This window comes from Ruegeria sp. HKCCA5763 (assembly GCF_013034545.1).
Lineage (GTDB): Bacteria > Pseudomonadota > Alphaproteobacteria > Rhodobacterales > Rhodobacteraceae > Ruegeria.
On record NZ_WQGF01000001.1, the window covers coordinates 714,970 to 740,724 of the forward strand.

Consider the following 25,755-nt stretch of genomic DNA (forward strand, 5'->3'; position numbering starts at 1 on the left):
TCGCCAGATTGAAGGGTTTTGATTTTTGGTTTCTGTGCATCCCCATGACGGTATTCGGCACCAGAATTCCGCCAACGTCAATGTTCGAATTCGTCATTAAACGTTCAAAAACGACATTCTCGCCAAGTTGAACACGTGGTCTGTCGTCATTAGACGGTAAAGATTCGAGCGCGGCCGTTGTTAAGGGTCACTTGTGGATTTGAAATAAAATCATTAAAAACAGTGTCTTGACGGCGCTTAAGGAGATCATCCGAGCAACGTTAATGTGCTTGGTATCATGGTGAGATTTCGACGTGATTCCATTCTTTCATGCGCGCCCGAAACCAGGTGCGCTGACGCTTAGCGAATTGCCGTGTCGCAATCGTTGCGCGTTCACGAGCCTGATCCAAGGTCATTGACCCGTTCAGGTAGGCCCTGAGCTCGGGTACGCCGATGGCTTTGCACGCGGGCAAGCTGGGGTCAAAACGATCCTGCATGGCGCGCACTTCCTCGATGGCACCTTGATCCAGCATCTGATCGAATCGACGCTCTATTCGCGCCAAAAGCCAAGCCTTATCAACGTCGAAGACAATTGGCACGGTGTCCCTTAGGTTCAAAACCGGTGGTGGCGTGTCGGCCTGCCAAGACAGCAGGCTTCGTCCGGTGGCGCGTTGGACTTCCCAGGCGCGTTGCACGCGAGCCCGGTTTTGTGTGTCCAGACCGGATCGCGTGTCGTTGTCTATTCCGTCGATTAGCTCTTGCAGCGGTATCTGGTCCGCCTCAGACCGGATCGCTTGGGGTGTGGCCGGGATCTGTGCCATGCCCTCGGTCAACGCGGTAAAGTACAAACCGGTGCCGCCCACGATGATTGGGCGCTTGTTCCCGGTCAGCAAAGGGATCACCTCGCGCAGCCAATGACCTGTTGAATAATCCTGATCATATGCGACATGACCATAAAGGCGATGCGGGGCTCGGGCCTCTTCTTCGGCGGATGGTCGGGCAGAGACAACGCGCCAGCAATCATAAACCTGGCTGGCATCCGCGTTAACGATCACACCGCCAAACCGTTCGGCAATCTCAAGCGCCAAAGCAGACTTTCCTGACGCCGTCGGGCCCGCAATCAGCACCGGTTTGTCGTCGGGGATGGCGGGTAAGTGTCGAAATAATTGCGCTGTTGATTGCTGGGCCATGTGCGGTTGCCTCGATCCTCACCAACCGCATTGAACCTGCGGAGCTTTTGCTTCATTTTGCGCCGGAAATTAACCCCGTGCCAGCCCGGAGCGCAATATGAGCCTTTCCCCTTCATCAGAAACCGCAGAAACCCCGAAAACCAAGTATAACAGAGTTATGCTGAAAATCTCGGGCGAAGCATTGATGGGGGATCAGGGATTCGGCTTGCACCCACCAACCGTTCAGCGCATCGCGCAAGAGGTGAAATCGGTTCACGATTTGGGCGTTGAGATCTGCATGGTCATCGGCGGCGGCAATATCTTCCGTGGCCTGAGCGGATCAGCTCAGGGCATGGAACGAACCACGGCAGATTATATGGGCATGTTGGCCACGGTTATGAACGCGCTGGGAATGCAGTCGGCACTGGAAGAAATCGGGGTGTTCACGCGTGTGATCTCGGCCATTCGCATGGATGAGGTGTGCGAGCCCTACATTCGTCGCCGCGCCGTGCGCCACCTTGAGAAAAAGCGGGTCTGTATTTTTGCAGCCGGAACCGGTAACCCGTATTTTACTACGGACACCGCCGCCACCCTGCGTGCCAATGAAATGGCGTGTGAGGCGATCTTTATGGGCAAGAACGGTGTTGATGGCGTATACGACAAAGACCCCAAAGAACATGCTGACGCGGTACGCTATGATACCGTCTCATACGATGATGTGCTGGCTAAGCGACTGCGTGTTATGGATGCCTCGGCGATTGCGCTGGCGCGGGACAACAACCTGCCCCTGATCGTTTTCGGCTTGGATGAGCCCGGTGGTTTCCGTGGCATTTTGGCGGGCGAGGGGACGTACACCAAAGTTCAGGGCTAAATCCCGTTCCAACGCGCGATGTAAACCTCGGGTTCTTTCCGGGGTTTTCTTTTTTTTGCAGCGACTTGACGGTTATGGAAGCGGCTGTCTAAGTACTACTGCTCTTTCTTATCAAAGAGCTGCCGTGTGGTGCGCCTTTCTTCGGCGTAACGATAGGCTGGGCTGGAAGACCTGCCATGATTTCTGAGGTGCCTGGAAACATGAGCGGGCATCTCATTGATCTGACTGAAAAAACTAAGGAGCAAAGAGGCATGAGCTCTCTTGATATCGATTTTGTTCGGGCGCAATTCCCAGCTTTTTCCGAACCCAGCTTGCAAGGTCAGGCTTTTTTTGAAAACGCCGGTGGGTCGTACACGTGTCAACCGGTGATTGACCGACTGACGCGGTTCTACACGCAACGCAAAGTTCAGCCTTATGCGCCTTACGAGGTCAGCCGTTTGGCAGGGGCCGAAATGGATGAAGCACGAGCGCGTATGGCCGCAATCCTGGGGGTCGACACCGATGAACTAAGTTTCGGCCCTTCGACCACGCAAAATACCTATGTTTTGGCGCAGGCGTTCCGGCAATGGATGAAGCCCGGCGAAGCCATCGTCGTGACCAATCAGGATCATGAGGCAAATTCTGGCCCTTGGCGTAGATTGGCCGATGAGGGGATCGAAATTCGCGAATGGCAGATTGACCCTGAAACCGGTTCGTTAAAGCCCGAAGACCTTGAAAATATGCTGGACGAAAGGGTGCGTCTGGTCTGTTTCCCGCATTGTTCAAACGTTGTAGGTGAGATCAATCCAGTGACGGAAATCACCGCAATTGCCCACGCGGCAGGCGCGTTTGTCTGCGTTGACGGCGTTTCGTACGCCCCGCATGGTTTTCCGAATGTTGGTGACCTTGGGCCAGATATCTACCTGTTTTCGACTTATAAAACCTATGGGCCGCATCAGGGCTGCATGGTCATCCGACGCACAATAGGAGAGTTGCTTCCCAATCAGGCGCATTATTTTAACGGTGACGTTTTGTATAAACGGTTCACCCCGGCCGGTCCGGATCACGCGCAGATCGCTGCCTGTGCGGGCATGGCGGATTATGTGGAATTGCTGAGTGCGCACCATGGCGGGCCGACCTCTGATGCCGCCGCACAAGGCGCTTTTGTACATGACCTGATGCGCGGTCAGGAAGTGTCCTTGCTGCAGCCGGTGCTGGACGCGGTCAAGGATCGCAACGCAGTGCGTTTGATCGGCACATCTGACGCCACTCGGCGCGCGCCAACAGTTGCGATGTCGTTAAATCGACCGGCTGAAACTGTTGCCGCAGAGTTGGCGCAACACGGCGTTATGGCAGGTGGCGGAGACTTCTATGCCGTGCGCCCGTTGCAAGCCATGGGGGTTGACCCGGCACAGGGCGTGCTTCGGGTCAGCTTTACGCATTACACATCGCAACAGGAAATTGATCAACTTTTAGAGGCGCTTGAACGCGTTTTGTGATCCATTATCCCTGAGCCTTCGTATACGAAGAAAACAGCAGGGCAAACATGGCACACGGGCAAACTCCGATCATTATTTGGTTCCGGCGGGATCTGCGCCTGTCGGACCATCCAGCCTTAACAGCAGCGGCTGAGAGTGGTCGCCCGGTTATTCCGGTCTTTGTTTGCGATGACCTTGTTGGACGCCTGGGTTCGGCACCAAAATGGCGTCTTGAGTTAGGATTGGGCGCGCTTGCCGAGGGATTGGCGCGACTGGACAGCCGTTTGATCCTGCGAAGCGGGGATGCGCTGGCTCAATTGCAAAACATAGTGGCAGAGACCGGCGCCACTTCGGTCTATTGGTCGCGTTCTTATGATCTGGCCTCGATTGAGCGTGACACAGAGATCAAGGCCGCGTTGACCGAGCAAGGTGTGACAGCCAAGTCCTTTGCCGGGCATTTGCTGTTTGAGCCTTGGACAGTCGCAACCAAGGCCGGTCAGCCCTTTCGCGTTTACACCCCCATGTGGCGCGCGGTTCAGGGCCGGGACGTTCCTGCGCCCGCTGCGAAGGTGACGCGTTTGCAATCACCTGACACCTGGCCTGCAACTGAGGATCTGAACGCGTGGCAGATGGGGCGTGCAATGAACCGGGGCGCAGCCGTTGTGCGACCTTTCGTTCAACCTGGCGAGCAGGCCGCCCGCGATCATCTGGACGAGTTTCTGGACCGCGTTTCAAAGTATTCCAGCCAGCGTGACCGGCTGGATCAGGACGGAACATCGAACTTATCTGAATACCTGTCGCTGGGCGAGCTTGGCCCGCGCACGGTTTGGCACCGGGTCCACCAAGCTGCTTTGATGGGGGTTTCGGGCACCGAGGCTTTCTTGCGTCAGTTGGTGTGGCGTGAGTTTGCCTATCACCTTATGTACCACACGCCGCATCTGCTAAGCGACAATTGGAAGCCAGAATGGGATAGTTTTCCGTGGAACACGGACCCCGAACATCCGGACGTTATTGCATGGACACAGGCCAGAACCGGTATCCCTGTGGTCGATGCTGGTTTGCGCCAGATGTATGTGACAGGCCGGATGCACAACCGGGCGCGGATGATCGTGGCCAGCTATTTGACCAAGCATCTGATGACACACTGGAAAATCGGGATGCAGTGGTTTGAGGAGTGCCTGATCGATTGGGATCCGGCCTGCAACGCGATGGGATGGCAATGGGTGGCGGGTTCTGGCCCTGATGCCGCGCCGTTTTTCCGGATTTTCAACCCTCAGACGCAGGCTGAGAAATTTGACCCGGACGGCGCTTATCTGAGGCGCTGGATTGCCGAAGGCCATAGAAAATCCAGCGCAACGGCCCGTTCCTATTTTAAAGCGGTCCCCCGGTCCTGGAACCTGCACGAGGACGCAGACTACCCAGCGCCAGTTGTTGCTTTGGCAGAGGGTCGAAGCCGCGCGCTTGGCGCTTATGAAAGCCGAAAAACCCACTAAGGAATTGAAAACTTGCCAGAAACAAAATCGCGGCCTAGCTTAATATCGACACCGCAAAGGGGAGAGCGGATGATCCTGACGACGACTGAAGGGCAAAAAGACTTGCCCAGATATTTTGCTCAAGTTTTCAAGATGCTGACCAAAATGGAATACGGGCGGCTTGATATCGTTTTACCCGATGGTCGCACATTCCGCGCCGAAGGAGCCAAGCCGGGGCCGGTTGCTGAGGTCCACGTTCATGACGGCGATATCTTTGCGCGCCTGGTACGAGAGGGCGAGTTGGGCTTTTCCGATGCCTATCTGGATGGCCACTGGAGCACGCCCGACCTGCGCTCGTTCATGGACCTTGTGCATCTGGGATCCGAGACCGTGTATGACGGGTTTACCGGCAAATTCCTAGTGCAAGCCTATGAGCGGCTTCGGTTCTGGTTGCACCGTAACAACCGGACGCAGGCGAAAAAGAACATCTCGTACCACTACGATCTGGGCAATGATTTCTACAGCCTTTGGCTGGATGAAACCATGACCTATTCCAGTGCGATTTTCGAGACCGGGCAGGAGAGTTTAGAAAAGGCACAGACCGCCAAATATGCAAGCCTTGTGGATGAGATGGGCGTCAAACCCGGCGATCATATTCTGGAAATCGGCTGCGGCTGGGGTGGGTTTGCGGAATATGCGGCCAAAGAGCGTGGTCTGCGTGTGACCTGTCTGACCATCAGCCAGGAACAGTTTAAATTCGCCAAGGAACGTATTGACAACGCAGGATTAAATGGTCAGGTGGAGTTCAAGTTGCAAGACTATCGCGACGAAAAGGGCTTGTATGACGGTATTGCTTCAATCGAGATGTTCGAGGCAGTGGGTCAAAAGTACTGGCCGGTCTATTTCGAAACTGTTCGTGACCGGCTGAAGCCTGGCGCACAAGCGACATTGCAGATCATCACCGTGGGCGATCATCGCTGGGACTATTACAAGAACGGTGTTGATTTCATTCAGAAATATATCTTCCCGGGGGGTATGTTACCGTCCCCCTCGATCCTGCGGCAGCAGATCGACCAAGCCGGATTGAGCGTGGTTAAATCCAAAGAGTTTGGCAAAAGCTATGACCTGACACTGCGCCGCTGGTACGAGACGTTCAATTCCAAGTGGGACCAGATCGCTGAAATGGGTTTTGATGAGCGTTTTCGCCGCATGTGGAATTATTATTTGACCGCATGTGGCGCGGCCTTTGACACAAGCAATTGTGATGTGACACAGATCACCATAGCAAAACCAAGTTAACGAACGGACCGTCATATGCCCACTGCCTCGCGTCTTGTTGCCGCTGTTTGCCTTGTCGTGCTGGCCTTCATCGTCTCAGGGATGATCATCGACAATGGTGAAGAAGGTAAGGACTATGGGTACTTTACCTATGTAAACATGGCGCTTGGCGCGGCCTGTGGCTGGACAATCATGGGCAAGCGCGCCGGACGAGGATGGACGGCGGGCATCAACAACGGCCTGACAGGTGTGGCGTCGTTGGTATTTTGGGCCTTGTTCGTACAGGGCTGCTACGAGATGTTCCGCCTTGCCATGCGCAATAGATATGGCGGTCCGTTTGAGGCGGTCATGGCCATTTTCCAGATTGGTATCGAGTATGGCAAGTTGCTGATGGTCCCCGAAATTTTGATCGCATTTGCCGTTGGAGCAGTTGTCGCTGGTCTGGCCACTGAACAGGCCCATCGCCAATGGCGCTGATGCGAAGTGCCACCTGAGAGATTGAATTTGTCTGATTTGTTTTTCTACGGAACGCTTCGACATTTACCGTTGCTTGAACGCGTTCTGGGACGTCCGCTACAAGATATTTCCGTTCAATCGGCGGTTCTGCCTGATCACGCTGTTAACGCAGTGAAAGGGCAGGATTTCCCGATGATCCTGCCTTTGTCTGGCGACAGCGCGCATGGCGTGTTTGTTCAGGATTTGTCGTCTGAGGATCTGGCCAGGTTGGCATTTTATGAAGGAGCGTTCGGCTACGACCTGACCCCTGTGACAGTTGATCTGCACGACGGAAACAAGCGTGAGGCAAAGGTCTTTTTTCCCGCACCCGGTAGTTGGGAACCGGATGGACAATGGTCTTTGCAGGGATGGGCAGACAGGCTGGGTGACATCACGGCTTTGGCCGCTGAAGAAGAGATGGCGTATTTTGGCAGGATCGAGCCTGAGGTGATGGCAGGTAACATTCGCGCCATTCAAACCCGGGCTTGGGCCAAAATTCTTGCGGACAAACGGCGCACAGGCGACCCAAGAGATACAAATAAGGATGTCATCGTGCATCGTCACGATCGCGCCTATGTCAACTATTTCGGGATGGAGGAAGTCGACCTTCAACACCGCCAGCATGATGGTTCAATGGGGCCTGTGCTGCATCGGGGCAGCTTGATGCAAGGTAGTGCCGTGTCCGTTCTGCCCTACGACCCGGCGCGGGATACGGTGCTTGTGGTCGAACAATTCAGGCCACCCGCTTTTTTGATTAACGACCCCGAACCGTGGCTTTGGGAGGCCGTGGCAGGGATGATAGACCCGGGCGAAGAACCCGAACAGGCCGCGCATCGTGAAGCAATGGAGGAAGCCGGTGTAAAATTCGATCGGTTGGAATACGCGGGTGGGGCCTATTCCTCAAGCGGGTCATCCACCGGCTTCATGTATCTGTATGTCGGATTGGGAGATTTGACCCATACGACAAACACCGGCGGTCTCGATACCGAAGGCGAAGACATTCGCAGTCAGATCCTGCCTTTCGACGCGTTCATCGACATGGCAGACCGTCATGTTTTCAAGGACGTACAATTGGTTGCTCTGGCTTACTGGCTGGCCCGTCATCGCGACAGGCTGCGTGTATGACTATCACGCTTGTGGTCACGGCGGCGCGGCTGTAAATCTTCTTCGATACCAAACGACAAGAGGGCGCCATGCGCATTGCACGAGACCTTGCCGACGCAGTCGGGAAAACACCGCTGATCCGGTTAAAGCGCATCAGTGAAGAAACCGGTTGCGAAATCCTGGGGAAGGCCGAGTTCATGAACCCTGGCCAGTCCGTCAAGGACCGTGCGGCGCTGTATATTATCCGGGATGCGATTGCGCGGGGCGAATTGAAACCCGGCGGAACAATTGTCGAAGGGACAGCAGGCAACACGGGGATCGGCCTGGCCCTGGTCGGAGCTTCGATGGGGTTCAAGACAGTGATTGTCATCCCTGAAACCCAGTCCGAAGAAAAGAAAGACATGCTGCGTCTGGCAGGCGCTCAGCTTGTGCAGGTTCCTGCCGCGCCTTACCGCAACCCCAACAATTTCGTGCATTACTCGCGCCGTTTGGCCGAGAAGTTGGCCAAGACCGAACCCAATGGCGCGATTTGGGCCAACCAATTTGACAATGTGGCCAACCGTCAGGCGCATGTGGAAACAACAGGCCCTGAAATTTGGGAACAGACGGACGGCAAGGTCGATGGTTTTGTCTGTGCCGTAGGATCTGGTGGAACGTTGGCCGGCGTGGCCGAGGCGCTGCAGCCCAAGGGTGTTAAGATCGGTCTGGTCGATCCGATGGGGGCAGGGCTTTATTCCTATTATACCACCGGCGAAATCGCGATGGAGGGGGGCTCGATTGCCGAAGGCATCGGTCAGGTTCGCATCACAAAGAACCTGGAAGGGTTTAAACCGGACTTCGCATACCAGATGAGCGACAACGAAGCGCTGCCGTATATCTTTAACCTGCTGCGCGAAGAAGGTCTGGTCATGGGGGGCTCGACCGCGATCAACATGGCCGGTGCGGTACGTCTGGCCAAAGAATTGGGGCCGGGCCATACCATCGTTACTATTCTCTGTGACTATGGCACACGCTATCAGTCCAAACTGTTTAATCCGGAATTCCTGCGTGAAAAAGAATTGCCTGTGCCGGATTGGATGACAGAGGCCCCCCGTAGTATTCCCGGCGTATTCGAGGACGTGTGATGCTGGCACAGGTCCGCCTGTTTCTGGTCCTGATATTTTTGTGCCTTGTTGGGTTCACAAGCAGCGCGAATGCGCAGTTGACCGATCGGCAAAGCGAGTACTACCAGGGGTGGCTAAGAACGGCGGACCGAGCTGAATCCGTGATCGAAGCGAACCGCGCTTCGGACGCGGCGTTAGAGAATTTACGTTCCGAAATAAACAATTACAGGGACGACTTCAATCGCGCTCGCGGGGCAAATACTGACCGTATCAACACGTTGCAAAGTCAAATCAAGGCTTTGGGTCCAAAACCCGAAGGGGACGCGCCCGAGCCTGAAGACATAGCTCAGCTTCGGGCCCATCTTGAAGAACGGCTAAACAGCCTGCGTGTGCCGCGTATCATATCTGAAGAGGCTTACAGCCGTGCAAATGGGCTGATCAGCGAAATAGACCAAATCCTGCGCACACGGCAAAAAAAAGAATTCTTTGAGCAGGGCCCATCGCCGATAAACCCGTCACACTGGGGCCCAGCATGGGTGGATATCAAAGAAGCAATCCAGAGCCTGACAAATGAAACGGTAACCAATCTGCGATCAGACGTCGTACGTGAACAGATTCGTGATCGCGGACTGGCGATCTTTGTATTGTTGGTCATTGCGGCTGTGCTGCTCATCTTTGGTAAACGTTGGTCTGAACGGGGTGGGGATTACCTGAGGTCCCTGGGTGGTGCCGGTACGGGTGTATGGTCTTTTGCCATATCCCTTTTTCGCATTTTGCTGCCTTGGGTTGGGGTGTTGGCCGTGGTCGTAGCAATCAGCCTCACCGGCGTGACCGGGTTGAGGGGAAGCTTGCTTCTGGAAAACGTCCCTTATTGGGCAGCGATCATTTTGTTTTATGACTGGATTGGTCGTCAAGCGTATGTGATCGGGGCGTCACAAGGGTTCAAAAGGTTGTCTGCCGCGCGAATTTCCGAACTTCGCGTGTATATCGATCTACTCGCTGTGCTGTTGGTTCTGCACGGAATGGCGCTTTTGTTTGAACGTATTGAAAACGTTTCCGACGCGACCCGTGCCGTCGTAAGTTTTCCGATTATCGTCGCAACAGCGTTGTTGCTTTTGCGAATACGCCAGATTCGATCAACAGACAGCTCAGATCAATCTGCTGCAACCGGCTCTGCGGGTTTCAGTCAAGTCGTAGAGTTCTTGCGTCGGGCGTTGTTCCTCTTGGGCATCAGTTCTCCTGTCCTTGCGATCTTCGGGTATACCAATGCCTCTGAAGCCATCGTGTTTCCCGCTGTAAAAACACTCGTGCTGATCGGCGCGCTGGTCATCCTGCAAAGATTTATCAGCCAAGTTTATGGATGGATCACGGGGCAAGGAGACGCGGCGCGGGATTCGCTGTTTTCGGTACTGGTTGGATTTGCACTGGCCATCATCGCGTTGCCTATTCTGGCGATATACTGGGGCGCGCGTAAAACTGATCTGCTGGAAGCATGGTCGCGGTTGCTGCTTGGATTTGACATTGGTGGCGTCACAATCTCTCCCACCAATTTCCTGACCTTTGTTGCTGTTTTTGCGATCGGCTACACCCTGACGCGACTGTTGCAAAGCGGCTTGCGCAATTCGCTTCTTCCGAAAACCAAAATCGACCCCGGTGGTCAGAACGCAATTGTATCCGGGTCTGGTTATGTCGGGATCACGATAGCCGCGCTGATCGCAATCATGGTGGCAGGCTTTGATTTGTCATCGCTGGCCATTGTTGCGGGTGCACTGTCTGTTGGGATCGGCTTTGGCCTGCAAACGATCGTGTCCAATTTTGTGTCGGGCATCATTCTTCTGGTCGAGCGCCCGATCTCGAAGGGGGACTGGATCGATGTGAACGGGATGATGGGTTATGTCCGTGACATCTCGGTTCGGTCGACCACGATTGAAACCTTTGACCGAACCGATGTTATCGTTCCGAACTCGGATTTGATCAGCGGCGTGGTGACCAACTATACACGTGGCAACACGATCGGACGCGTCATCGTTCCTGTGGGCGTAGCGTATGGCACTGATACGCGACAGGTTGAAACCATTCTGGGCGAGGTTGCTAATAACCACCCGATGGTTTTGGCCAACCCTGCACCCAGCGTTGTTTTCCAAGGGTTTGGTGCGGATTCCCTGGATTTCGAGATCCGCGCAATCTTGCGTGATGTGAACTGGGTATTGTCCGTGAAATCGGACATGAACCATGAAATCAACCGCAGATTCGCAGAAGCCGGGATTGAGATTCCCTTTGCTCAGCGAGATGTTTGGTTGCGCAATCCTGAAGCTCTCCAACCTGCTGAAAATGAAAAGCAGGGGCCTGTTAAGCCTGAGCCAAGCACGCCAAACACTCATTCGAACAGGCCCGTGGATATGACAGAGGCTGATTTGGATCCCGATACCGGGGATGAGGTGTGATTGCGTAACTGCTGCCTCTGAACGGGCAGGTATTTGCGTTGTGAAAGCCGCGTGAGAACTGAATAACTTATTTGTTCCGTTCCCGATTTTTCGCCACATTGGGGCCTTGCAAATCTAACCGCATTGGTCCAAATAACGCCGACACGGAGAGGTGGCCGAGTGGTCGAAGGCGCACGCCTGGAAAGTGTGTAGGCGGGAAACCGTCTCCAGGGTTCGAATCCCTGTCTCTCCGCCATAACCTTCCTAAAATTGACGGCAGTAGGCGAACTGGTGCTGGTCGAGTTGTTTCACTGTTGGCAAACTTCGAAACTTTCGTGATGAACGAACGGGTGGGAGCGGTCATTAAATCTCGGCGCTTGCGTTTGCTAAATCTGCTGCATTGATCCCTTGAAGTTGTTCACCCGCTGAAACCTGTGGCGGTTCTGGTTTGTATTCCCCAAAAGTTCTCCGTCGGCCGGATCGGGTAGATCATAAACGTTAACAAAAATATCAAATTGATATAGACTTGTGGTGTTATTGATCAGTAACGCGCGGGTATTCGTGTGGCACAGACACTTTATGAAAAGTATGGCGGCTTCAAAACAATCAGCCGCGTAGTAATGACCTTCTATGAGATGGCATTGGATTCTGACGAAATCGGCCATTACTTCGAAGACATCGATATGCCCCGTCTGATCGACCATCAGACGAAGTTTGTGTCTTCGTTAATCGGCGGTCCTGCATCCTTCAACGACGACAGAATTGAAGCTGTTCATCGGCATCTGAACATCTCGCACGATGAATTCGACGTCATGGCGGAACTGTTCGGCGATGCGCTGAGCGTTCATGGCATGTCGGACAATGACATCAAAACAGCGCTGGCTGCAATTGAGGGCAAACGGTCCATCATCGTCGTCCGGACAGCGGCATGAGCATACTGGCAATCAATGAGCAACTGTTGCGTGCCATTGGTGTTGGTGTCGCCGTGGTTCGTGCCTCGGATCTGGAGTTTGTGTTTCACAACGGACCTTTCGCGGAATGGTTTGGGGTACCAGAAGAAGGCAATACGCTTACAGACATTCTGCCGGACCTCGACTCCAAAGAGCTGGAGGATGTCAAACAATCTGGCCTTAGGTATTCCGTCGAACTTCAGATCAAACCAAAACGCCGAACGTTGATCTTTGCGGTGGCAGTTTCTCTGGCCAATGGTCTTTCTGAACAGGTGCTGATTGTCGAATGTCAAAACATCACGCGCATTCGCGAGTTGGAAAGCATGATCGACAGCTATTCCACTATGGTCGAGCGCAATACCCGAGAACTTGAGCGCGAAAAGGAGAGGGTGGAGCGTCTGTTGCTGAACCTGATGCCAAAAGCTGTGTATGAAGAATTTAAGACCTTTGGTGTCGTGACACCGCAGCTGTACCAGCAGGTATCGGTGGTCATGCTGGATTTTGTCGGGTTCACCGATTTTGCTGCCAAAACGGATCCGACCGTGACCCTTAGTGAGCTGAACGATATTTTCACAGCCTTTGACCGCATCGTCGAGCAATTCGGGTGCGAGCGGATAAAGACAATTGGTGACGCTTATCTGGCGGTGTCCGGCATGCCTGACCCAACCCCGGATCACGCCACGGCCGTTGCACATTGTGCCGTACGTTTTCTGCGTTATCTGGAGCGCCGGAACGAAAGCCACCCGCATAAATGGCAGGCCAGGATCGGTTTGGGGATGGGGGCTGCGGTCGGATCGGTCGTCGGTATTCAAAAATATGTCTATGACGTTTTTGGTCCGGCTGTGAATATTGCTTCCCGCTTGCAAGTATTTGCCAACCCGATGAATATCGTGGCCCCGGAAGAGATGAAATATGCGCTGATCGACGAATTTCAGGTTTCTGACCTTGGGTGTGTCGACATCAAGGGTATCGGCGAGATGGACCTGATCAATGTGACCTCAGGTCTGAGCATGCCACAGGGCAACAGGTTGCTCTGACCTGTTTCAGTCGTCCTGCGGAATGAGGCCAAGACCGCGCAGGTAAATGCCAATTCCACTTTCCAACAATTCTTCGGGTGGGAAAGGTGAAGTCGCGCCCGTGTTGCGCGCGAACAGTTCAACAACACCGTGGCTCATCGCCCAGATATGAGCGCTGAACATTGATGCAGGTGGGCGTTTTTCTGGCGGAATATGTTGAGACAGGTCCGCCGCTGCTTTTTCCAAAACCGATTTGGCGCGATTGGCCGCCAGCGAGAGCTCGGTCGTCCGGTTTAAGGAAATCCCACTCTCGAACATGGCGATGTAATGGCCGGGGTTCTTGCGGGCAAAGGCCAGATAGGCGCGTCCGGTTGCCTCGAATGCCGCCAGCGCTGACGGTTGCCCCTTGTCATAGGCATATTGCATGAGGTCAGCGAACATCTCGAACCCTTGCCGCGCGGCCTCGGCAATCAGGTCCTCGCGCCCCTGAAAATGGCGATATACAGCTGCGGGCGTCACTCCGGCGGTTTTTGCGGCTTCGGACAGAGTGAAACCGGTCGGGCCTTTTACTTCGATCAGGGACAAGGCGGCCTCGACCAAAGCCTGTTTCAGGTTCCCGTGGTGATAACCGCGTTTCGTCATCCAGCCCTCAGTTGTTTTGATTCAGTGTTAAAAAGCAACGAGATAGCGCATACATGTGCGACCGTCCAACCTTTGCCACCATATGGACGCGATGAAACGAGGGTTTATGCATCCCAAATATCCGGGCCACCGCAAATCTTTGGATCAATCCTTCCGATGCTCTTTTTGTCTTTCTCATCATAGTCCAACGCGTGCAGCACGGTGCGAATGGCAGCGAGACGTGCGCGTTTTTTGTCGTCTGAACGCACAATCGTCCAAGGGCATACATCGGTGTGCGATCTGGTCAGCGTTTCCGAGATCGACTGTGTATACTCATCCCACTTGTTCAGGCCCGCCACATCAATCGGGCTAAGCTTCCACTGTTTGAGCGGGTCTGTTTCACGTGCCAAAAAACGGTTCAGCTGCTCAGCGCGCCCGACATTGAGCCAGAACTTGAAAAGTTGAATGCCGTCATTCACCAGACCCATTTCCAGCGGCAAAACCTGACGGAAAAACCGCTCACGTTCCTCCTGTGTACAAAACCCGAAAACATTCTCGACGACACCCCGGTTGTACCAGCTTCGGTCAAAGAACACGATTTCGCCCGCAGCAGGCAGGTGAGAGATATAACGCTGAAAATACCATTGGCTGCGTTCCGCGTCTGAAGGTTTGGCAAGTGCTACGTTGCGCGCGCCGCGCGGGTTCAGGTTTTCACGGAACCGTTTGATGGTGCCACCTTTGCCGGCGGCGTCACGACCTTCAAAGATGATCGCCACCCGCTGGTCGGTTTCTTTCACCCAGGACTGCATCTTGACCAGCTCAATCTGGAGAAGATCCATCTGATCGTCATAGTCCTTGGTCTTCATTTTCTCGCGATAGGGGTAAGAGACGTTCAGAATATCCCCTTTTCCTGATTTTTTGATTTCTTCCCGCACCGCTTTGGGAGCGTCTTTTTGATAATATCTTTCGATTGAACCTTTTTCGGACCGGGCCATATGTCACCTCGCGATAAAATCCATATCTTACTATGGATTAGAGCCCTGACTAACGCAAACCTGCGCGCTGTGCCGCACGATCTATTGCGGCTGCAACTTCCGGGGCGGCGACCACCTGTGGCATATGTCCGATCCCGGGCAACTCGATAAGTTCGGCCCCGGGGATCTGGTCGATCAGGCGTTCTGAATGCCATTCAAGACCAACCGTATCGTCAGCGGTTCCGTGGATGATTTCCGTCGGTACGGAAATCTCGCTATATCTTGGCTGTAGGCGTGTGATCTCATCCAACAGATTGGCGCGCTGTTTGGCGTTTGCGTGCATCGAACCCTGCCGGATCGTTAGCCCGGGACCGAAGTGTTCGGCATATCCCTTGGGCGCTGATTGCGGTGCAAACACTTTGTCCAGCGCTTGGGTGACATACCAGTCGGGTATGAACGAGCTGATCAGGGGCAGGGCCAGCGCATTGCCTGCGGTGGTTGAGGCCAGCCGGTTGAACCCATCCAAAGGTGTTTCCCACGGGATAGCAGCGGGGGCGATCAGAACAAGGGCCGAGATGTTATCAGGACGCGTCACAGCCCAGGCAAGCGAGACCGACCCGCCATAGCTTTGGCCTGCAACGATGGGTTTATCCGCCCCAAGCTGAGCCGCTGCACGTTGCAGAATATCTGCTTGTTCGATGATAGTTTCACCGTTGGGGTTAAAGCTTTCAGAATAACCCAGACCAGGACGATCAAACACGATGACACGGAAGTTCTGCGCCAGAATGGGGGCCAGCGCGAAGGTCATGTCACGTGTGTTCCCGCTGGATCCGTGGATCAGAACGACATCCGGGCCTTCTCCCATGACAACGGCATGAACGGCGATGCCGTCGACATCCAGGAAATGACCTTCTGGCGGAAAGGCTGCCTCGGCCATCGCCTCATTCCTGGCGCTGCGCCAAGCGGTCAAAACGGCCAGGCCTAAAACGATAAGACCAATGGATATCAAAGCTTTACTTGCCAATTTCACTCATATCAAAAGGTGTGGACTGATAGATCTCGTTGATCCAGTTGCCATACAGCAGATGCGCATGGCTGCGCCATCGGTTCTGTGGCGTCTTAGAAGGGTCATCATCCGGGTAGTAGTTGACCGGCACGTTGATTGGCGTGCCATTGGCAACGTCCCGGTCATATTCCTGTTTCAACGTATCGCTGTCATATTCGAAATGGTTGAAGATATAGAGTGCACGGTGCTCGGGATCTTCGACCAGACAAGGGCCCACGTCATCGCTACCCAGAAGAGTATTCAGACCAGAGGCGCGATCAATTTCATCTTGTTTCATTTCCGTCCAGCGGCTGACCGGGATCACACAATCATCCGAGAACCCACGCAAGAACGGCGAGGCCGGGTTCAGGTTCCGGTGGCGGAAACAACCAAAGGCCTTGGCATCCAGCATGTGTTTACGCACGCCGTGGAAATGGTTGATCATCGCCATACCGCCCCAGCAGACACCAAAGGTGGAATGAACATTCGTTTGCGTCCATTCGAAGACCTTGCTGATCTCTTCCCAATAGGTGACGTCGCCAAATTCCAGATGCTCGATCGGCGCACCCGTAATGATCAGACCGTCAAACTTCTGGTCTTTGACCTCCTGAAAGGGGTGGTAAAACTCCGACATGTGTTCTGCCGCAGTGTTCCTGGTACGATGTTCCGTCATGCGGATCAGGGACAGGTCGATCTGCAAGGGCGTCGCACCAATCAGGCGGGCGAACTGGTTTTCCGTCTGGATTTTCTTGGGCATCAGATTCAACAACCCGATGCGCAAAGGTCGAATGTCCTGACGCATGGCCTGATCTTCATCCATGACCATGACGCCTTCTTTCGTCAGGACGTCAAAAGCAGGAAGATCAGATGGGATTTTGATGGGCATGTGTCAGACTTCGAAGAGAATAAGGAAAACTGCTAGTTAGGCGTTCTTGGGCTCGGTCTCAAGGGTGCGCTCGATCAACTCATCGAAATCAGCCGCATCGCGGATCTTGCCAATGTCATCTGCGGCAATCGTCACGCCCCAGTTTTTGGCCATCGCCTCATAGCGAGGCTGTCGGTGCGCCAGAGCCTGTGCATAGGTCCAGCGGACAAAATCATCGGGGTTTACATCGGATTCTGCGCACCCTTTTTGATCCAGATACTCGGCCCATGTGCGGGTCAGAAAGTCGGCTTGATAAGACATGGGTTTGGGTGCTTTATCGAACCGGCGTACCAATTCGGTTGTGTGTCCTTCATCACCCTTCAGCCAGATCATAAGAGTGTGACGGGACAGCTCTGACAAGATCTGATCCTTGGGGTCTTCGGGGTCGACCCATTCGCAGATCGAACCGCCCGTATCACAAATAAAATGCGGGTATTCATACAAACGTTCAGCACGATCGATGAAATACTCGGTGTCAAGAAGGGCGTGAATTTCAGCCAGGCGGAACTGTTCCTGTCTGCGACGATACTCTGGCATCTCAAGACCACCGAGAGCCGGATTGCCTGGTTTGCCAAGATAGGTGGCAACTGGGGTCAGGTTTTCGAACGAAATGTTCGAGCCGATAAAGATCGAATCCGACAACAGCAGTTCTCGTAGAAACGGAACCTTCATAGCCTCGGCCTTGGCGTTGTCGGTGATGTATTCGCCCATGTATCGTGTGCCGATCCGGTAATCGATCGAATAGTGGAACCAGTTCCCAGAATCCCTGAGGATGTTAGAGACATAGGTCTTGCCCAGGCCAGACATGCCAAAGAACAGCACTTTCTTGCGGCGGGCGGTGCGCCAGTCTTCGGCGGAGGTGTAAATCATGGTGAGCTGTCGTCCCTATTTTTGCCTTTGCTAAATCGGGCAACGGACGACGTCAATCACGACGGCCAGAGCGATTGAGTACCAAAAGACCCGTGGCAAGAATGCCAAAGCCCAAATAGGCATTGGGGGGCAGGGCTTCACCGCGCAGTAATGACCCCAGAACGATGGCGACAGGGGGAATAACCAGTGTCACCAACATCAGATTGCCACTGCCGGCCATGGCCAGAACACGGTAGTACAGCAGATAGGCCCCGGCGGTTGCAACGATCGCATAATATGCGATGGCAGCCCAGGTGACGGCTGGCAAAACCAGACTTGGCCAGCCGTCGATCATAAGTGTCAGCGGAAGGACCAAAATGGTCGATCCCGTCAACATGCCAGCCGCAGCAACGATCGGTGGAAGGTCGGACAGAGCGTATCGGGCCCACGCGGCCGCAAAGGCGTACGAAACTGTTCCTGCCAGTACCGCAAGCTGCGCTGTGCTTTGCAGGCTGAACCCAATGAAGTTTTGAATCCCGATGGCAATCGTGACGCCGATAAAGCCTAGACATACGCCAAACAGACGCGACCTTGTCAGGCGTTCATCGCGAAAAAACAGTGCTGCAACCAGCACTCCAAAAACGGCGGTTGTTGCGTTCAGAATCGCGGTCAATCCGGTGTCGATGTAGAGCTGCCCCCAAGCCATGAGACTGAAGGGGATGGCATTGTTGAGCAGCCCCATGATCAGAAACGCACCCCAAACCCGAGGCGCACGCGGCACTTTGTGCCCTTGGGCCCATACGACAAGCCAAAGCACCAGCATGGCCCAAAAGGTGCGATGCAGAACGGACGTCATGACTGGAATCGTGTCCAGCGCGATTCGGATCGAGACAAAGGACGCGCCCCAAATGATTCCTAGCAGCACGAGTTCGGCCCAGGCGTGGGGTGAGAGGTGTTTTTGAGCATTCATGGCGTCACTGTCTCATCCAGGGGCTCATACCGCGACCCGGTTCTTGCGAAAAAGCCCCGCTGAAACAGCGGGGCTTTGACATGTTCTGAGATGGTGGCGATCAGTTCAGAGCGTATGTGATCTGGAACCCAACACTCCAGGCGCTGTTGCCTGTGAATGTTGCGCGCGCACCGGGACCAGCGCCGTCTGCTGTTGCGTCGCCAATATCCGTATAGCGAATGCCGCCAGAAATCTGTGCATTCTCAAGAGAGTAGGTACCGCCTACGCCGATGCTCCAGAAACCATCGGTCGGACCGAGGTTTGAAACCGGGGTACCTTGAGACGACTCGTAGCCAAGAGTCACAGCGCCGGAGAACTCTTCCGAGAACTGGTAGCCCAGTCCCAGTGAGTAGGTGAAGGTGGCATCGTCATAGTCAACAAGGTTGCTGGTCGGTGGATAGTTTGGCGGGTTGTAAACCAGCTGTGGCCAGTCGACCCAACGTACCGATCCGAACAGCAAGGTTTTGGGGGCAACACCTGTCTGGAAGTCCAGATTGATGGACTGGGGCGTTTCAATTTCGCTGTTGGTGTTGAAGGTTGCAACCGTTCCCGGAGGAATTGGGGGAATTGGCGGTGGGTTCAGAGATTCTGTCTGCGAAAGATCATGGCTGATCTTCGAGTTGTAGGTCAGCGAGACGCGGGCCGCGATCTCAGGCTTTTCCCAGGCTACACCTATTACGTACCCAAATGCTGTGTCAGCGTTCGTGTCTACGTTATAGCCCGCAGCAAGTGGTACGGTGACTGACGCTTTTACGCGCTGCGCACGAATGCCGCCGATGGCACTAAAACCTCCGTCGAACTTATAGCGCAACAATGCGGTGATCGCATCCGTGTCCGCCGTTGCCCTCAGAACGTCCGACCGACCACCGGGAATTGGGTTGATCGACAGTGGATAATTAGCTGCATATTGGATGTCAGCGCCAAAAGGCTGATCATACATGATCGCGAAATCAAGCTGTTCGGTCAGCGCCGCCTTGTAGCCCAGGTGCGGCGTAAAAAAGTCGTTCGCCACCTCGCCAGAGTCTTGAGGTTGACCAATGTTTGGACCTGCTAATGCAGGCATTGTTCCGGTCACGCTTGGATTGGTATATCCAAGACGGAACTGCACGACCGAGCCTTCTTCGAAAATCAAATTGATCCCCTGACCGCTTCGGTCAAGGCCACCTGCATGGGCTGTCGCGGCCCCAACGCACAGCGCGCAGGTTGTGAGTAATGTTCTTTTCATTCTGTCCTCCCTGTAGGTCTCCTGCGGGTTTTATTGGCGACTGTAGTGAGTGAATAGATCGCCTGCCCGTTGTATTCCGCACGATACTTTCTTTTTGGTTACTTTAAGGTCAACTGGTGACGGAGCGTTACTTGGTTCGACTCATGTTTGAAGTTGTTGCCAAATTGCTACGATTTTCAGACCAGGTATTTAAAAAGATGCCAGAGAAAATGACCGCAGCACCGATCAGAACCCAATGGTCGATGGGTTCGTGATATAGGATCATGCCAACGACCGCTATCGTGGGAAGCCGGGCAAAGTCGAATGGAATGACGACGGTGGCCGGGGCAATGGCCAGCGCATTGGTGATGCAGAAATGGGCCAGCAATCCGGCCAACCCTACAAGTACAAGGTAAGGGGCCGTGGTTGCGTTCGGCAGTGAAACCTGACCATCGAAACCCGCCGCTACAGCCCCCAATACAGCCTGCATGGCCGTTAACCAGAAAACGATGCACCCAATGCTGGCGAATCGTGTGAGTTTCTTGGTGGTGATCGTTGTAAAGGCAAAGAAAATCGCCGACAGCGCCGCGGTGACAAGGCCGGGGCTCAGCGGTGCCGAGCCGGGTCGGGTGACGATCAGAACACCTGCAAATCCGATAAGCGCTGCTACAATCTTAAGCGGGGTCAGGCGTTCTTTGAGAAACAGAGGGGACAGCAGAATGACCCAGAGGGGTTGCGTAAATTCCAGCGCAAAGACCTGCGCCAACGGGGCCACCGCAAGCGCATAGAACCACAGGTTTTGTCCTGTGAAATGCAGTGTGTTGCGTATGGCGTGCAATCGCAAGCGTTCCGTTGAAACCTGCGTCCAGTTGTCTGTGACTGTTAAAACGACAGCCACGGTAAAGAAACCCACGATGCTGCGGTACATCATGATCTCGAAAGTGTCGTGGGTCAGGCTCAACTCGCGCCCGGCAACGGCCATGGATGAAAAAGAAGCAATGGCACCGGTCATCCAGAGTGCAGCTTGAAGTGTTTTTGCTTGTGGCTGTGTCACGATAAATCTGCTGATCCGGGTGCGCCTACACAGCACTCTTAGGCATTCCGAATGTCAACGGGTCAATGGTCGTTTAGGTATGGAAAAGCCCAAATGCGCTACAATAAAAACAATACCGCCGGGCGACAGCAGATAAATGGCATAACTTACAGAGTTTACGCGATTTTCCAAAACCCGATCTACTGCGCATCGGCTCTGGTTGCAGGCGCATTCGATTTGCAGAACGTGGATCAAAGCGACCAACGTATCTGCAAATCCGAATTTCCCAACACTATTGGTCCTGAGTGTTGAGTAGAAAACGCCCGTGCTCAATGTGGCAGGTTTACTCCCACTCGATCGTTCCCGGCGGTTTCGATGTGATGTCATAGGTGCATCGGTTGATGCCTTTGACCTCGTTTATGATCCGTGTGGCGGTTTCGCCCAGGAACTCGTGGCTGAACGGATAGTAGTCAGCGGTCATACCGTCGACTGAGGTGACGGCCCGCAGCGCACAGGCATAGTCATAGGTACGACCGTCGCCCATGACACCCACGGTGCGGACAGGCAGGATGGCGACAAACGCCTGCCAGATTTCGTCATACAAGCCATGCTTGCGAATCTGGTCGATATAAACGGCATCGGCCTCGCGCAGAATTTCCAGCTTCTCACGGGTGATCTCGCCGGGGCAGCGGATTGCCAAGCCCGGTCCGGGGAAGGGGTGGCGGCCGATGAAGCTCTGCGGCAGTCCGAGTTCACGGCCCAGTGCGCGAACTTCGTCCTTGAAGAGTTCACGCAGCGGTTCGACCAGTTTCAAACCCATCTTTTCCGGCAGGCCACCCACGTTGTGGTGCGACTTGATGGTCACCGAAGGCCCACCCGAGAAGGACACCGATTCGATGACATCCGGATAGAGCGTACCCTGAGCCAGGAATTCAGCACCCTCGATGGTGTCGGCGTGTTTCTGGAACACGTCGATGAACAGCTTGCCGATGATCTTGCGCTTGGTTTCCGGATCGCTTTGACCTTCGAGTTCGCCCAAGAACAACTCGGTTTCGTCTGCATGGATCAGCTGAATATTATAGTTGTCGCGGAACATGCCCACGACCTCTTCGGCCTCGTTTTTACGTAGCAAACCGTGGTCCACGAAGACACATGTCAGCTGATCCCCGATGGCTTCGTGGATCAGGATCGCCGCGACCGAGCTGTCGACCCCGCCGGACAGACCGCAGATGACCTTCTTGTCGCCGACCTGTTCGCGTATTTTGCGGATCATCTCTTCGCGATAGGCACCCATGGTCCAGTCGCCCTTGAAACCCGCCAGCTTGACGAAATTCTCGTACAGTTTAGCACCTTTGGGCGTGTGATGGACCTCGGGGTGGAATTGCACTGCATAGAAGTGGCGCGATGCGTCAGCCGTGATCGCGTAAGGCGCGTTGGGCGAGGTGCCAAAGACCTCAAATCCGGGCGCGATTTCACTGACGTGATCGCCGTGGCTCATCCAGACCTGCTCATCCCCATCGACGAACCAGCCGTCCAGAACATCCAAGGTGTTTTCAGGGGTGACAAAAGCCCGACCAAATTCAGCAGTGCCGTGGCCGCTTTCCACCTTGCCGCCCAGTTGATGCATCATCACTTGCTGGCCATAACAGATGCCCAGAATTGGTACGCCATAATTGAAAATCTCTTGCGGTGCGCGGGGCGAACCTTCGCGTGTCACGCTGTCGGGACCACCCGAGAAGATCACGGCGCGCGGGGCCATTTCCCGCACGAAATCCATCGTGACGTTCTGATATGGGTGGATTTCGCAGTAGACATTCAGCTCACGTAGGCGGCGGGCAATGAGCTGCGTCACCTGGCTGCCGAAGTCGATGATCAGAAGGCGGTCATGGGATGTCTGGGTCATGCCTGCGCCTTAGGGCAAGCCCGCTCAATTCGCAAGGGCGACATCCAATTCCTGTGGATTTTCAGGACCGGAAAAAAGCCAATTGTAAAAGTTTTGTAACAAAAATATGACAACCGGATGGAATCCTAGTCTGGATTCGTCTGGATAAGGATCATGAATTGCCGATTTCGATAGAAATTGCTGCGTTGAATCTGGCGCTGGCGTTGTTTTGCGGCGCATTGATCGGGTCGGAACGGCAAGTCCGACAGAGGATGGCGGGTTTGCGCACAAACGCACTGGTGGCCCTGAGCGCTGCGGCCTTTGTTGTGTTTTCTGCGCTGTTTCCGGATGAAGTCAGCCCAACCCGAGTGGCGGCACAGGTCGTATCCGGTATTGGATTTTTAGGGGCTGGGATCATCTTTCGTCACGGCTTCACGATCCACGGTCTGAATACGGCCGCAACCTTATGGTGTTCGGCGGCGGTTGGAATGATGGCGGGGACGGGGGCTTGGCTGTTCGCTTTGATGATGACGGGCTTCGTCATTTTCGTGAACCTGGGTCTCAGGCCATTGGTAAAATGGCTCAAGCGTACAACGCGGGCCGGGGTTCCGTTGACGCAAGAATTCAAGATTCTGCTGCAATGCAAGGAAGAGACGCAGGCCGATGCGCGTGTCGCGGTTTTGAAGGCTCTGGCCCAAAATGACATTCGAATCGTGGGGTTCGAAAAAGGAGACAGCGCAGACGGGTCGCAAACAATCGCGGTTTTGGTTTCGATGGAAGACCACCCCGAAGAGCTTCAGCACAAGGTGGTTGCGCCACTTATGCTGGAACCGAGTATCGAGAGTATTGAGTGGGATAGTGTTTCGGAAGCCTGATGAACTTTGACGTGATGTTCACCGCCAAGTAGGGTGGCAATGTCGCTTTTCCCCCTAGAGCGCCGCAATCCCGATGCCTGCGATTCGGTAAACCTGTATCTAAAGCTTCAATCTAACCAACCAGACGGGATTTTCTCATGGCAGAGGCAAACACCCGGCGCAGGGCAAGAGGTGGCGGTGGCGCCGCCCGCCGAGCCGAGCGCACCGCAGTCAGAATAGAGACCGCGAAATACATCGAACGTAACATTCCGAATTTCGAGGTCCTTAATGAAGAGGCGCTTGAAATCATCGAAAACAACGCGGAAACCGTGTTGGAAGAGATCGGTGTTAACTTCGTCGACAACCCCGCTGCGATTGAACGTTGGCGTGAAGTCGGTGCCGATGTTGATGGGGAACGTGTTCGCATCCCGCGCGGCCTTGCGCGCGAGTTGATCAAGACTGCTCCAAGCCAGTTCACACAGCACGCCCGCAACCCCGAGAAATCGGTGGTTATCGGCGGTCGCAACATGGTTCTTGCTCCGGTCTACGGACCTCCGTTTGTGCGCGATGCGCAAGGCGGCCGTCGTTATGCGACCATGGACGACTTCAATAAGTTCGTGAAACTGGCCTATATGTCCAAATGGTTGCATCACTCGGGCGGTACCGTATGCGAACCAACCGACATTCCGGTGAACAAGCGCCACCTGGACATGCTGAAGGCGCATATGACGCTGTCTGACAAACCCTTCATGGGCTCGGTGACCGACCCCAGCCGGGCTCAGGACTCGGTCGAAATGTGCGAGATCCTGTTCGGTAAGGAGTTCGTGCAGGAAAACACAGTGATGACTTCGCTGACCAACATCAACTCACCGATGACCTTCGACGACGTGATGATGGGCTCGCTTGAGGTATATGCCCGCAACAACCAGGCGTGCATCATCTCGCCCTTTATCGTGGGCGGTGCGATGGCTCCGGTTTCGGTTGCCGGTACCCTGACGCAGGTTTTGGCCGAGGTTATGACAGGTGTGGCTTACAGCCAAATTGTCCGTCCAGGCGCACCTGCAATCTTTGGCGCATTTGTCTCGTCGATCGACATGAACTCGGGCGCGCCCACCTTTGGCACGCCTGAAGCAGCCCACATCACCTATGGTGCAGGCCAGTTGGCGCGTCGCCTGAACCTGCCATACCGGTCGTCGGGCTCGTTCTGCGGGTCGAAGCTGCCGGACGCTCAGGCCGCTTATGAAACAGCAAACTCGCTTAACATGGGCCTGTTGTCTGGTGTGAATTTCATGTTGCATTCCTGCGGCTGGCTGGAAGGCGGTCTGGTGGCCGACTTCGAGAAGTTCGTCATGGATGCAGATCAATTGGGCGTTCTGCATTCGCTGGCCAAAGGTGTCGCATATGATGACAACGCGCAGGCCATGGACGCGATCCGCGAAGTCGGCCCAGGCGGTCACTATCTTGGCTGTGCCCACACCCAGGCGAACTTCAAGGACGCCTTCTGGAAATCCGAACTGCTGGACTACAAACCTTATGAAACCTGGCAGGAAGAGGGCGCACGGGATACGCGCACGCTGGCAACTGCGCGGGTCGAACATTTGCTGGCCAATTACCAGCAACCGCAGATGGACCCGGATACAGCTGCGGCGTTGGAAGCCTATATTGGTGAGAAAAAAGCTTCCATGCCGGATGCATTCGCCTGATTACTGAAAAGCGTGGGCGCGGCTGGCTTGATACAGCTGCGCCTCACCCAACAATGCAATAAGCAAGTCCAGATGACGCACCAGTGAATAGGCAGCGTCGTCGTCTTTGCGTTGTGCATCCACTTCCTTTTCCATCTCTATCAAACGAAGCAGCGCCTGACCTGAACCCGGCAGCGAACCGTATCCCAAGATGCGTTGCAGATGTCGGTCCCGATTGTAATCCTGCGCCCCGAATTTGGCGGCCCGCGTCAGCATACGTGGACGGCGAAGGGTTGTGATCATCGTCATCAGGTCCTGCATGTGGTGTATCCCTTTTCGTGAAGAATTCTGGGGGCTTTG

At 54.6% G+C, this 25,755-nt stretch carries 23 protein-coding genes and 1 tRNA gene; 13 read left to right on the forward strand and 11 right to left on the reverse strand.

Annotated features, from left to right (window positions below):
- Positions 1-275: 275 nt before the first annotated feature.
- A complete protein-coding gene (miaA, locus tag GOV89_RS03490; protein WP_171237474.1) occupies positions 276-1,169 on the reverse strand; it encodes a tRNA (adenosine(37)-N6)-dimethylallyltransferase MiaA in 894 nt (297 codons plus the stop codon).
- A 97-nt stretch (positions 1,170-1,266) separates the two neighbouring features.
- Here miaA and pyrH point away from each other — a divergent pair, with 97 nt between their 5' ends.
- From pyrH to GOV89_RS03545, 11 genes are all read left to right on the forward strand, one after another.
- Positions 1,267-2,019 carry a UMP kinase gene (gene pyrH, locus GOV89_RS03495; RefSeq protein WP_171174412.1) on the forward strand — a complete coding sequence of 251 codons (753 nt, stop codon included), beginning with the start codon at positions 1,267-1,269 and terminating at the stop codon, positions 2,017-2,019.
- A gap of 251 nt (positions 2,020-2,270) precedes the next feature.
- Positions 2,271-3,497, forward strand: a complete 1,227-nt coding sequence (locus GOV89_RS03500) for an aminotransferase class V-fold PLP-dependent enzyme (protein ID WP_171237475.1) — start codon at positions 2,271-2,273, stop codon at positions 3,495-3,497.
- 47 nt (positions 3,498-3,544) lie between these two features.
- Positions 3,545-4,969, forward strand: coding sequence for a deoxyribodipyrimidine photo-lyase (locus GOV89_RS03505; RefSeq protein WP_171237476.1), 1,425 nt, complete (start codon positions 3,545-3,547; stop codon positions 4,967-4,969).
- A 69-nt stretch (positions 4,970-5,038) separates the two neighbouring features.
- On the forward strand, positions 5,039-6,247 hold the full coding sequence (locus GOV89_RS03510) for a cyclopropane-fatty-acyl-phospholipid synthase family protein (protein WP_171174405.1): 1,209 nt from the start codon (positions 5,039-5,041) through the stop codon (positions 6,245-6,247).
- A gap of 15 nt (positions 6,248-6,262) precedes the next feature.
- Positions 6,263-6,703 carry a TrgA family protein gene (locus tag GOV89_RS03515; protein ID WP_171174403.1) on the forward strand — a complete coding sequence of 147 codons (441 nt, stop codon included), beginning with the start codon at positions 6,263-6,265 and terminating at the stop codon, positions 6,701-6,703.
- 27 nt (positions 6,704-6,730) lie between these two features.
- Positions 6,731-7,846 carry an NUDIX domain-containing protein gene (locus GOV89_RS03520; protein WP_171237477.1) on the forward strand — a complete coding sequence of 372 codons (1,116 nt, stop codon included), beginning with the start codon at positions 6,731-6,733 and terminating at the stop codon, positions 7,844-7,846.
- A 68-nt stretch (positions 7,847-7,914) separates the two neighbouring features.
- The gene (locus GOV89_RS03525; protein ID WP_171174399.1) at positions 7,915-8,949 is read left to right on the forward strand and encodes a cysteine synthase A; all 1,035 of its coding nucleotides are present in this window, start codon (positions 7,915-7,917) and stop codon (positions 8,947-8,949) included.
- Positions 8,949-11,372: a DUF3772 domain-containing protein gene (locus tag GOV89_RS03530; protein WP_171237478.1), complete on the forward strand. Its 2,424-nt coding sequence runs from the start codon at positions 8,949-8,951 to the stop codon at positions 11,370-11,372. The genes GOV89_RS03525 and GOV89_RS03530 overlap by 1 nt, the downstream gene beginning before the upstream one ends.
- A 145-nt stretch (positions 11,373-11,517) precedes the next feature.
- A tRNA-Ser gene (locus GOV89_RS03535) sits at positions 11,518-11,607 on the forward strand.
- 307 nt (positions 11,608-11,914) lie between these two features.
- On the forward strand, positions 11,915-12,283 hold the full coding sequence (locus tag GOV89_RS03540) for a group 1 truncated hemoglobin (protein WP_171174395.1): 369 nt from the start codon (positions 11,915-11,917) through the stop codon (positions 12,281-12,283).
- Positions 12,280-13,338, forward strand: a complete 1,059-nt coding sequence (locus GOV89_RS03545; protein ID WP_171174393.1) for an adenylate/guanylate cyclase domain-containing protein — start codon at positions 12,280-12,282, stop codon at positions 13,336-13,338. The genes GOV89_RS03540 and GOV89_RS03545 overlap by 4 nt, the downstream gene beginning before the upstream one ends.
- 6 nt (positions 13,339-13,344) lie before the next feature.
- Here GOV89_RS03545 and GOV89_RS03550 read toward each other — a convergent pair whose 3' ends face one another.
- From GOV89_RS03550 to guaA, 9 genes are all read right to left on the reverse strand, one after another.
- Positions 13,345-13,959, reverse strand: coding sequence for a TetR/AcrR family transcriptional regulator (locus GOV89_RS03550; protein ID WP_171174391.1), 615 nt, complete (start codon positions 13,957-13,959; stop codon positions 13,345-13,347).
- 104 nt (positions 13,960-14,063) lie between these two features.
- Positions 14,064-14,933 carry a polyphosphate kinase 2 gene (ppk2, locus tag GOV89_RS03555; protein WP_171234147.1) on the reverse strand — a complete coding sequence of 290 codons (870 nt, stop codon included), beginning with the start codon at positions 14,931-14,933 and terminating at the stop codon, positions 14,064-14,066.
- Positions 14,934-14,982: 49 nt separating this feature from the next.
- The gene (locus GOV89_RS03560; protein ID WP_171174387.1) at positions 14,983-15,936 is read right to left on the reverse strand and encodes an alpha/beta fold hydrolase; all 954 of its coding nucleotides are present in this window, start codon (positions 15,934-15,936) and stop codon (positions 14,983-14,985) included.
- On the reverse strand, positions 15,926-16,843 hold the full coding sequence (metA, locus tag GOV89_RS03565) for a homoserine O-succinyltransferase (RefSeq protein WP_171237479.1): 918 nt from the start codon (positions 16,841-16,843) through the stop codon (positions 15,926-15,928). The genes GOV89_RS03560 and metA overlap by 11 nt, the downstream gene beginning before the upstream one ends.
- Positions 16,844-16,879: 36 nt before the next feature.
- Complete coding sequence (locus tag GOV89_RS03570; protein ID WP_171234150.1) at positions 16,880-17,752, reverse strand: ATPase; 873 nt, start codon at positions 17,750-17,752, stop codon at positions 16,880-16,882.
- 52 nt (positions 17,753-17,804) lie between these two features.
- Positions 17,805-18,701 carry a DMT family transporter gene (locus GOV89_RS03575; protein WP_171237480.1) on the reverse strand — a complete coding sequence of 299 codons (897 nt, stop codon included), beginning with the start codon at positions 18,699-18,701 and terminating at the stop codon, positions 17,805-17,807.
- Positions 18,702-18,801: 100 nt separating this feature from the next.
- Entirely contained in the window at positions 18,802-19,965 is a 1,164-nt protein-coding gene (locus GOV89_RS03580; RefSeq protein WP_171174378.1) for an OmpP1/FadL family transporter, read from the reverse strand.
- 127 nt (positions 19,966-20,092) lie between these two features.
- A complete protein-coding gene (locus GOV89_RS03585) occupies positions 20,093-20,956 on the reverse strand; it encodes a DMT family transporter (RefSeq protein WP_171237583.1) in 864 nt (287 codons plus the stop codon).
- Between the two features lie 364 nt (positions 20,957-21,320).
- The gene (gene guaA / locus GOV89_RS03590; protein ID WP_171237481.1) at positions 21,321-22,880 is read right to left on the reverse strand and encodes a glutamine-hydrolyzing GMP synthase; all 1,560 of its coding nucleotides are present in this window, start codon (positions 22,878-22,880) and stop codon (positions 21,321-21,323) included.
- Positions 22,881-23,038: 158 nt separating this feature from the next.
- Between guaA and GOV89_RS03595 the strand changes: the two genes are divergently transcribed.
- Both GOV89_RS03595 and GOV89_RS03600 read left to right on the forward strand, forming a co-directional pair.
- A complete protein-coding gene (locus tag GOV89_RS03595) occupies positions 23,039-23,734 on the forward strand; it encodes an MgtC/SapB family protein (protein ID WP_171089683.1) in 696 nt (231 codons plus the stop codon).
- Between the two features lie 137 nt (positions 23,735-23,871).
- On the forward strand, positions 23,872-25,416 hold the full coding sequence (locus GOV89_RS03600) for a trimethylamine methyltransferase family protein (protein ID WP_171237482.1): 1,545 nt from the start codon (positions 23,872-23,874) through the stop codon (positions 25,414-25,416).
- On the opposite strand, the gene GOV89_RS03605 is transcribed toward GOV89_RS03600, so the two are convergent.
- Positions 25,417-25,716 (reverse strand): DUF6477 family protein, encoded by a 300-nt coding sequence (locus tag GOV89_RS03605; RefSeq protein ID WP_171237483.1) that lies wholly within the window; start codon positions 25,714-25,716, stop codon positions 25,417-25,419.
- Positions 25,717-25,755: the final 39 nt, after the last annotated feature.

Coding starts and splice junctions, on each gene's coding strand:
- miaA (WP_171237474.1), bottom strand. CDS start 1,169: ATGGCCCAGCAATCAACAGCGCAATTATTTCGACACTTACCCGCCATC.
- pyrH (WP_171174412.1), top strand. CDS start 1,267: ATGAGCCTTTCCCCTTCATCAGAAACCGCAGAAACCCCGAAAACCAAG.
- GOV89_RS03500 (WP_171237475.1), top strand. CDS start 2,271: ATGAGCTCTCTTGATATCGATTTTGTTCGGGCGCAATTCCCAGCTTTT.
- GOV89_RS03505 (WP_171237476.1), top strand. CDS start 3,545: ATGGCACACGGGCAAACTCCGATCATTATTTGGTTCCGGCGGGATCTG.
- GOV89_RS03510 (WP_171174405.1), top strand. CDS start 5,039: ATGATCCTGACGACGACTGAAGGGCAAAAAGACTTGCCCAGATATTTT.
- GOV89_RS03515 (WP_171174403.1), top strand. CDS start 6,263: ATGCCCACTGCCTCGCGTCTTGTTGCCGCTGTTTGCCTTGTCGTGCTG.
- GOV89_RS03525 (WP_171174399.1), top strand. CDS start 7,915: ATGCGCATTGCACGAGACCTTGCCGACGCAGTCGGGAAAACACCGCTG.
- GOV89_RS03530 (WP_171237478.1), top strand. CDS start 8,949: ATGCTGGCACAGGTCCGCCTGTTTCTGGTCCTGATATTTTTGTGCCTT.
- GOV89_RS03545 (WP_171174393.1), top strand. CDS start 12,280: ATGAGCATACTGGCAATCAATGAGCAACTGTTGCGTGCCATTGGTGTT.
- GOV89_RS03550 (WP_171174391.1), bottom strand. CDS start 13,959: ATGACGAAACGCGGTTATCACCACGGGAACCTGAAACAGGCTTTGGTC.
- ppk2 (WP_171234147.1), bottom strand. CDS start 14,933: ATGGCCCGGTCCGAAAAAGGTTCAATCGAAAGATATTATCAAAAAGAC.
- metA (WP_171237479.1), bottom strand. CDS start 16,843: ATGCCCATCAAAATCCCATCTGATCTTCCTGCTTTTGACGTCCTGACG.
- GOV89_RS03570 (WP_171234150.1), bottom strand. CDS start 17,752: ATGATTTACACCTCCGCCGAAGACTGGCGCACCGCCCGCCGCAAGAAA.
- GOV89_RS03575 (WP_171237480.1), bottom strand. CDS start 18,701: ATGAATGCTCAAAAACACCTCTCACCCCACGCCTGGGCCGAACTCGTG.
- GOV89_RS03580 (WP_171174378.1), bottom strand. CDS start 19,965: ATGAAAAGAACATTACTCACAACCTGCGCGCTGTGCGTTGGGGCCGCG.
- GOV89_RS03585 (WP_171237583.1), bottom strand. CDS start 20,956: ATGACCGGTGCCATTGCTTCTTTTTCATCCATGGCCGTTGCCGGGCGC.
- guaA (WP_171237481.1), bottom strand. CDS start 22,880: ATGACCCAGACATCCCATGACCGCCTTCTGATCATCGACTTCGGCAGC.
- GOV89_RS03600 (WP_171237482.1), top strand. CDS start 23,872: ATGGCAGAGGCAAACACCCGGCGCAGGGCAAGAGGTGGCGGTGGCGCC.
- GOV89_RS03605 (WP_171237483.1), bottom strand. CDS start 25,716: ATGCAGGACCTGATGACGATGATCACAACCCTTCGCCGTCCACGTATG.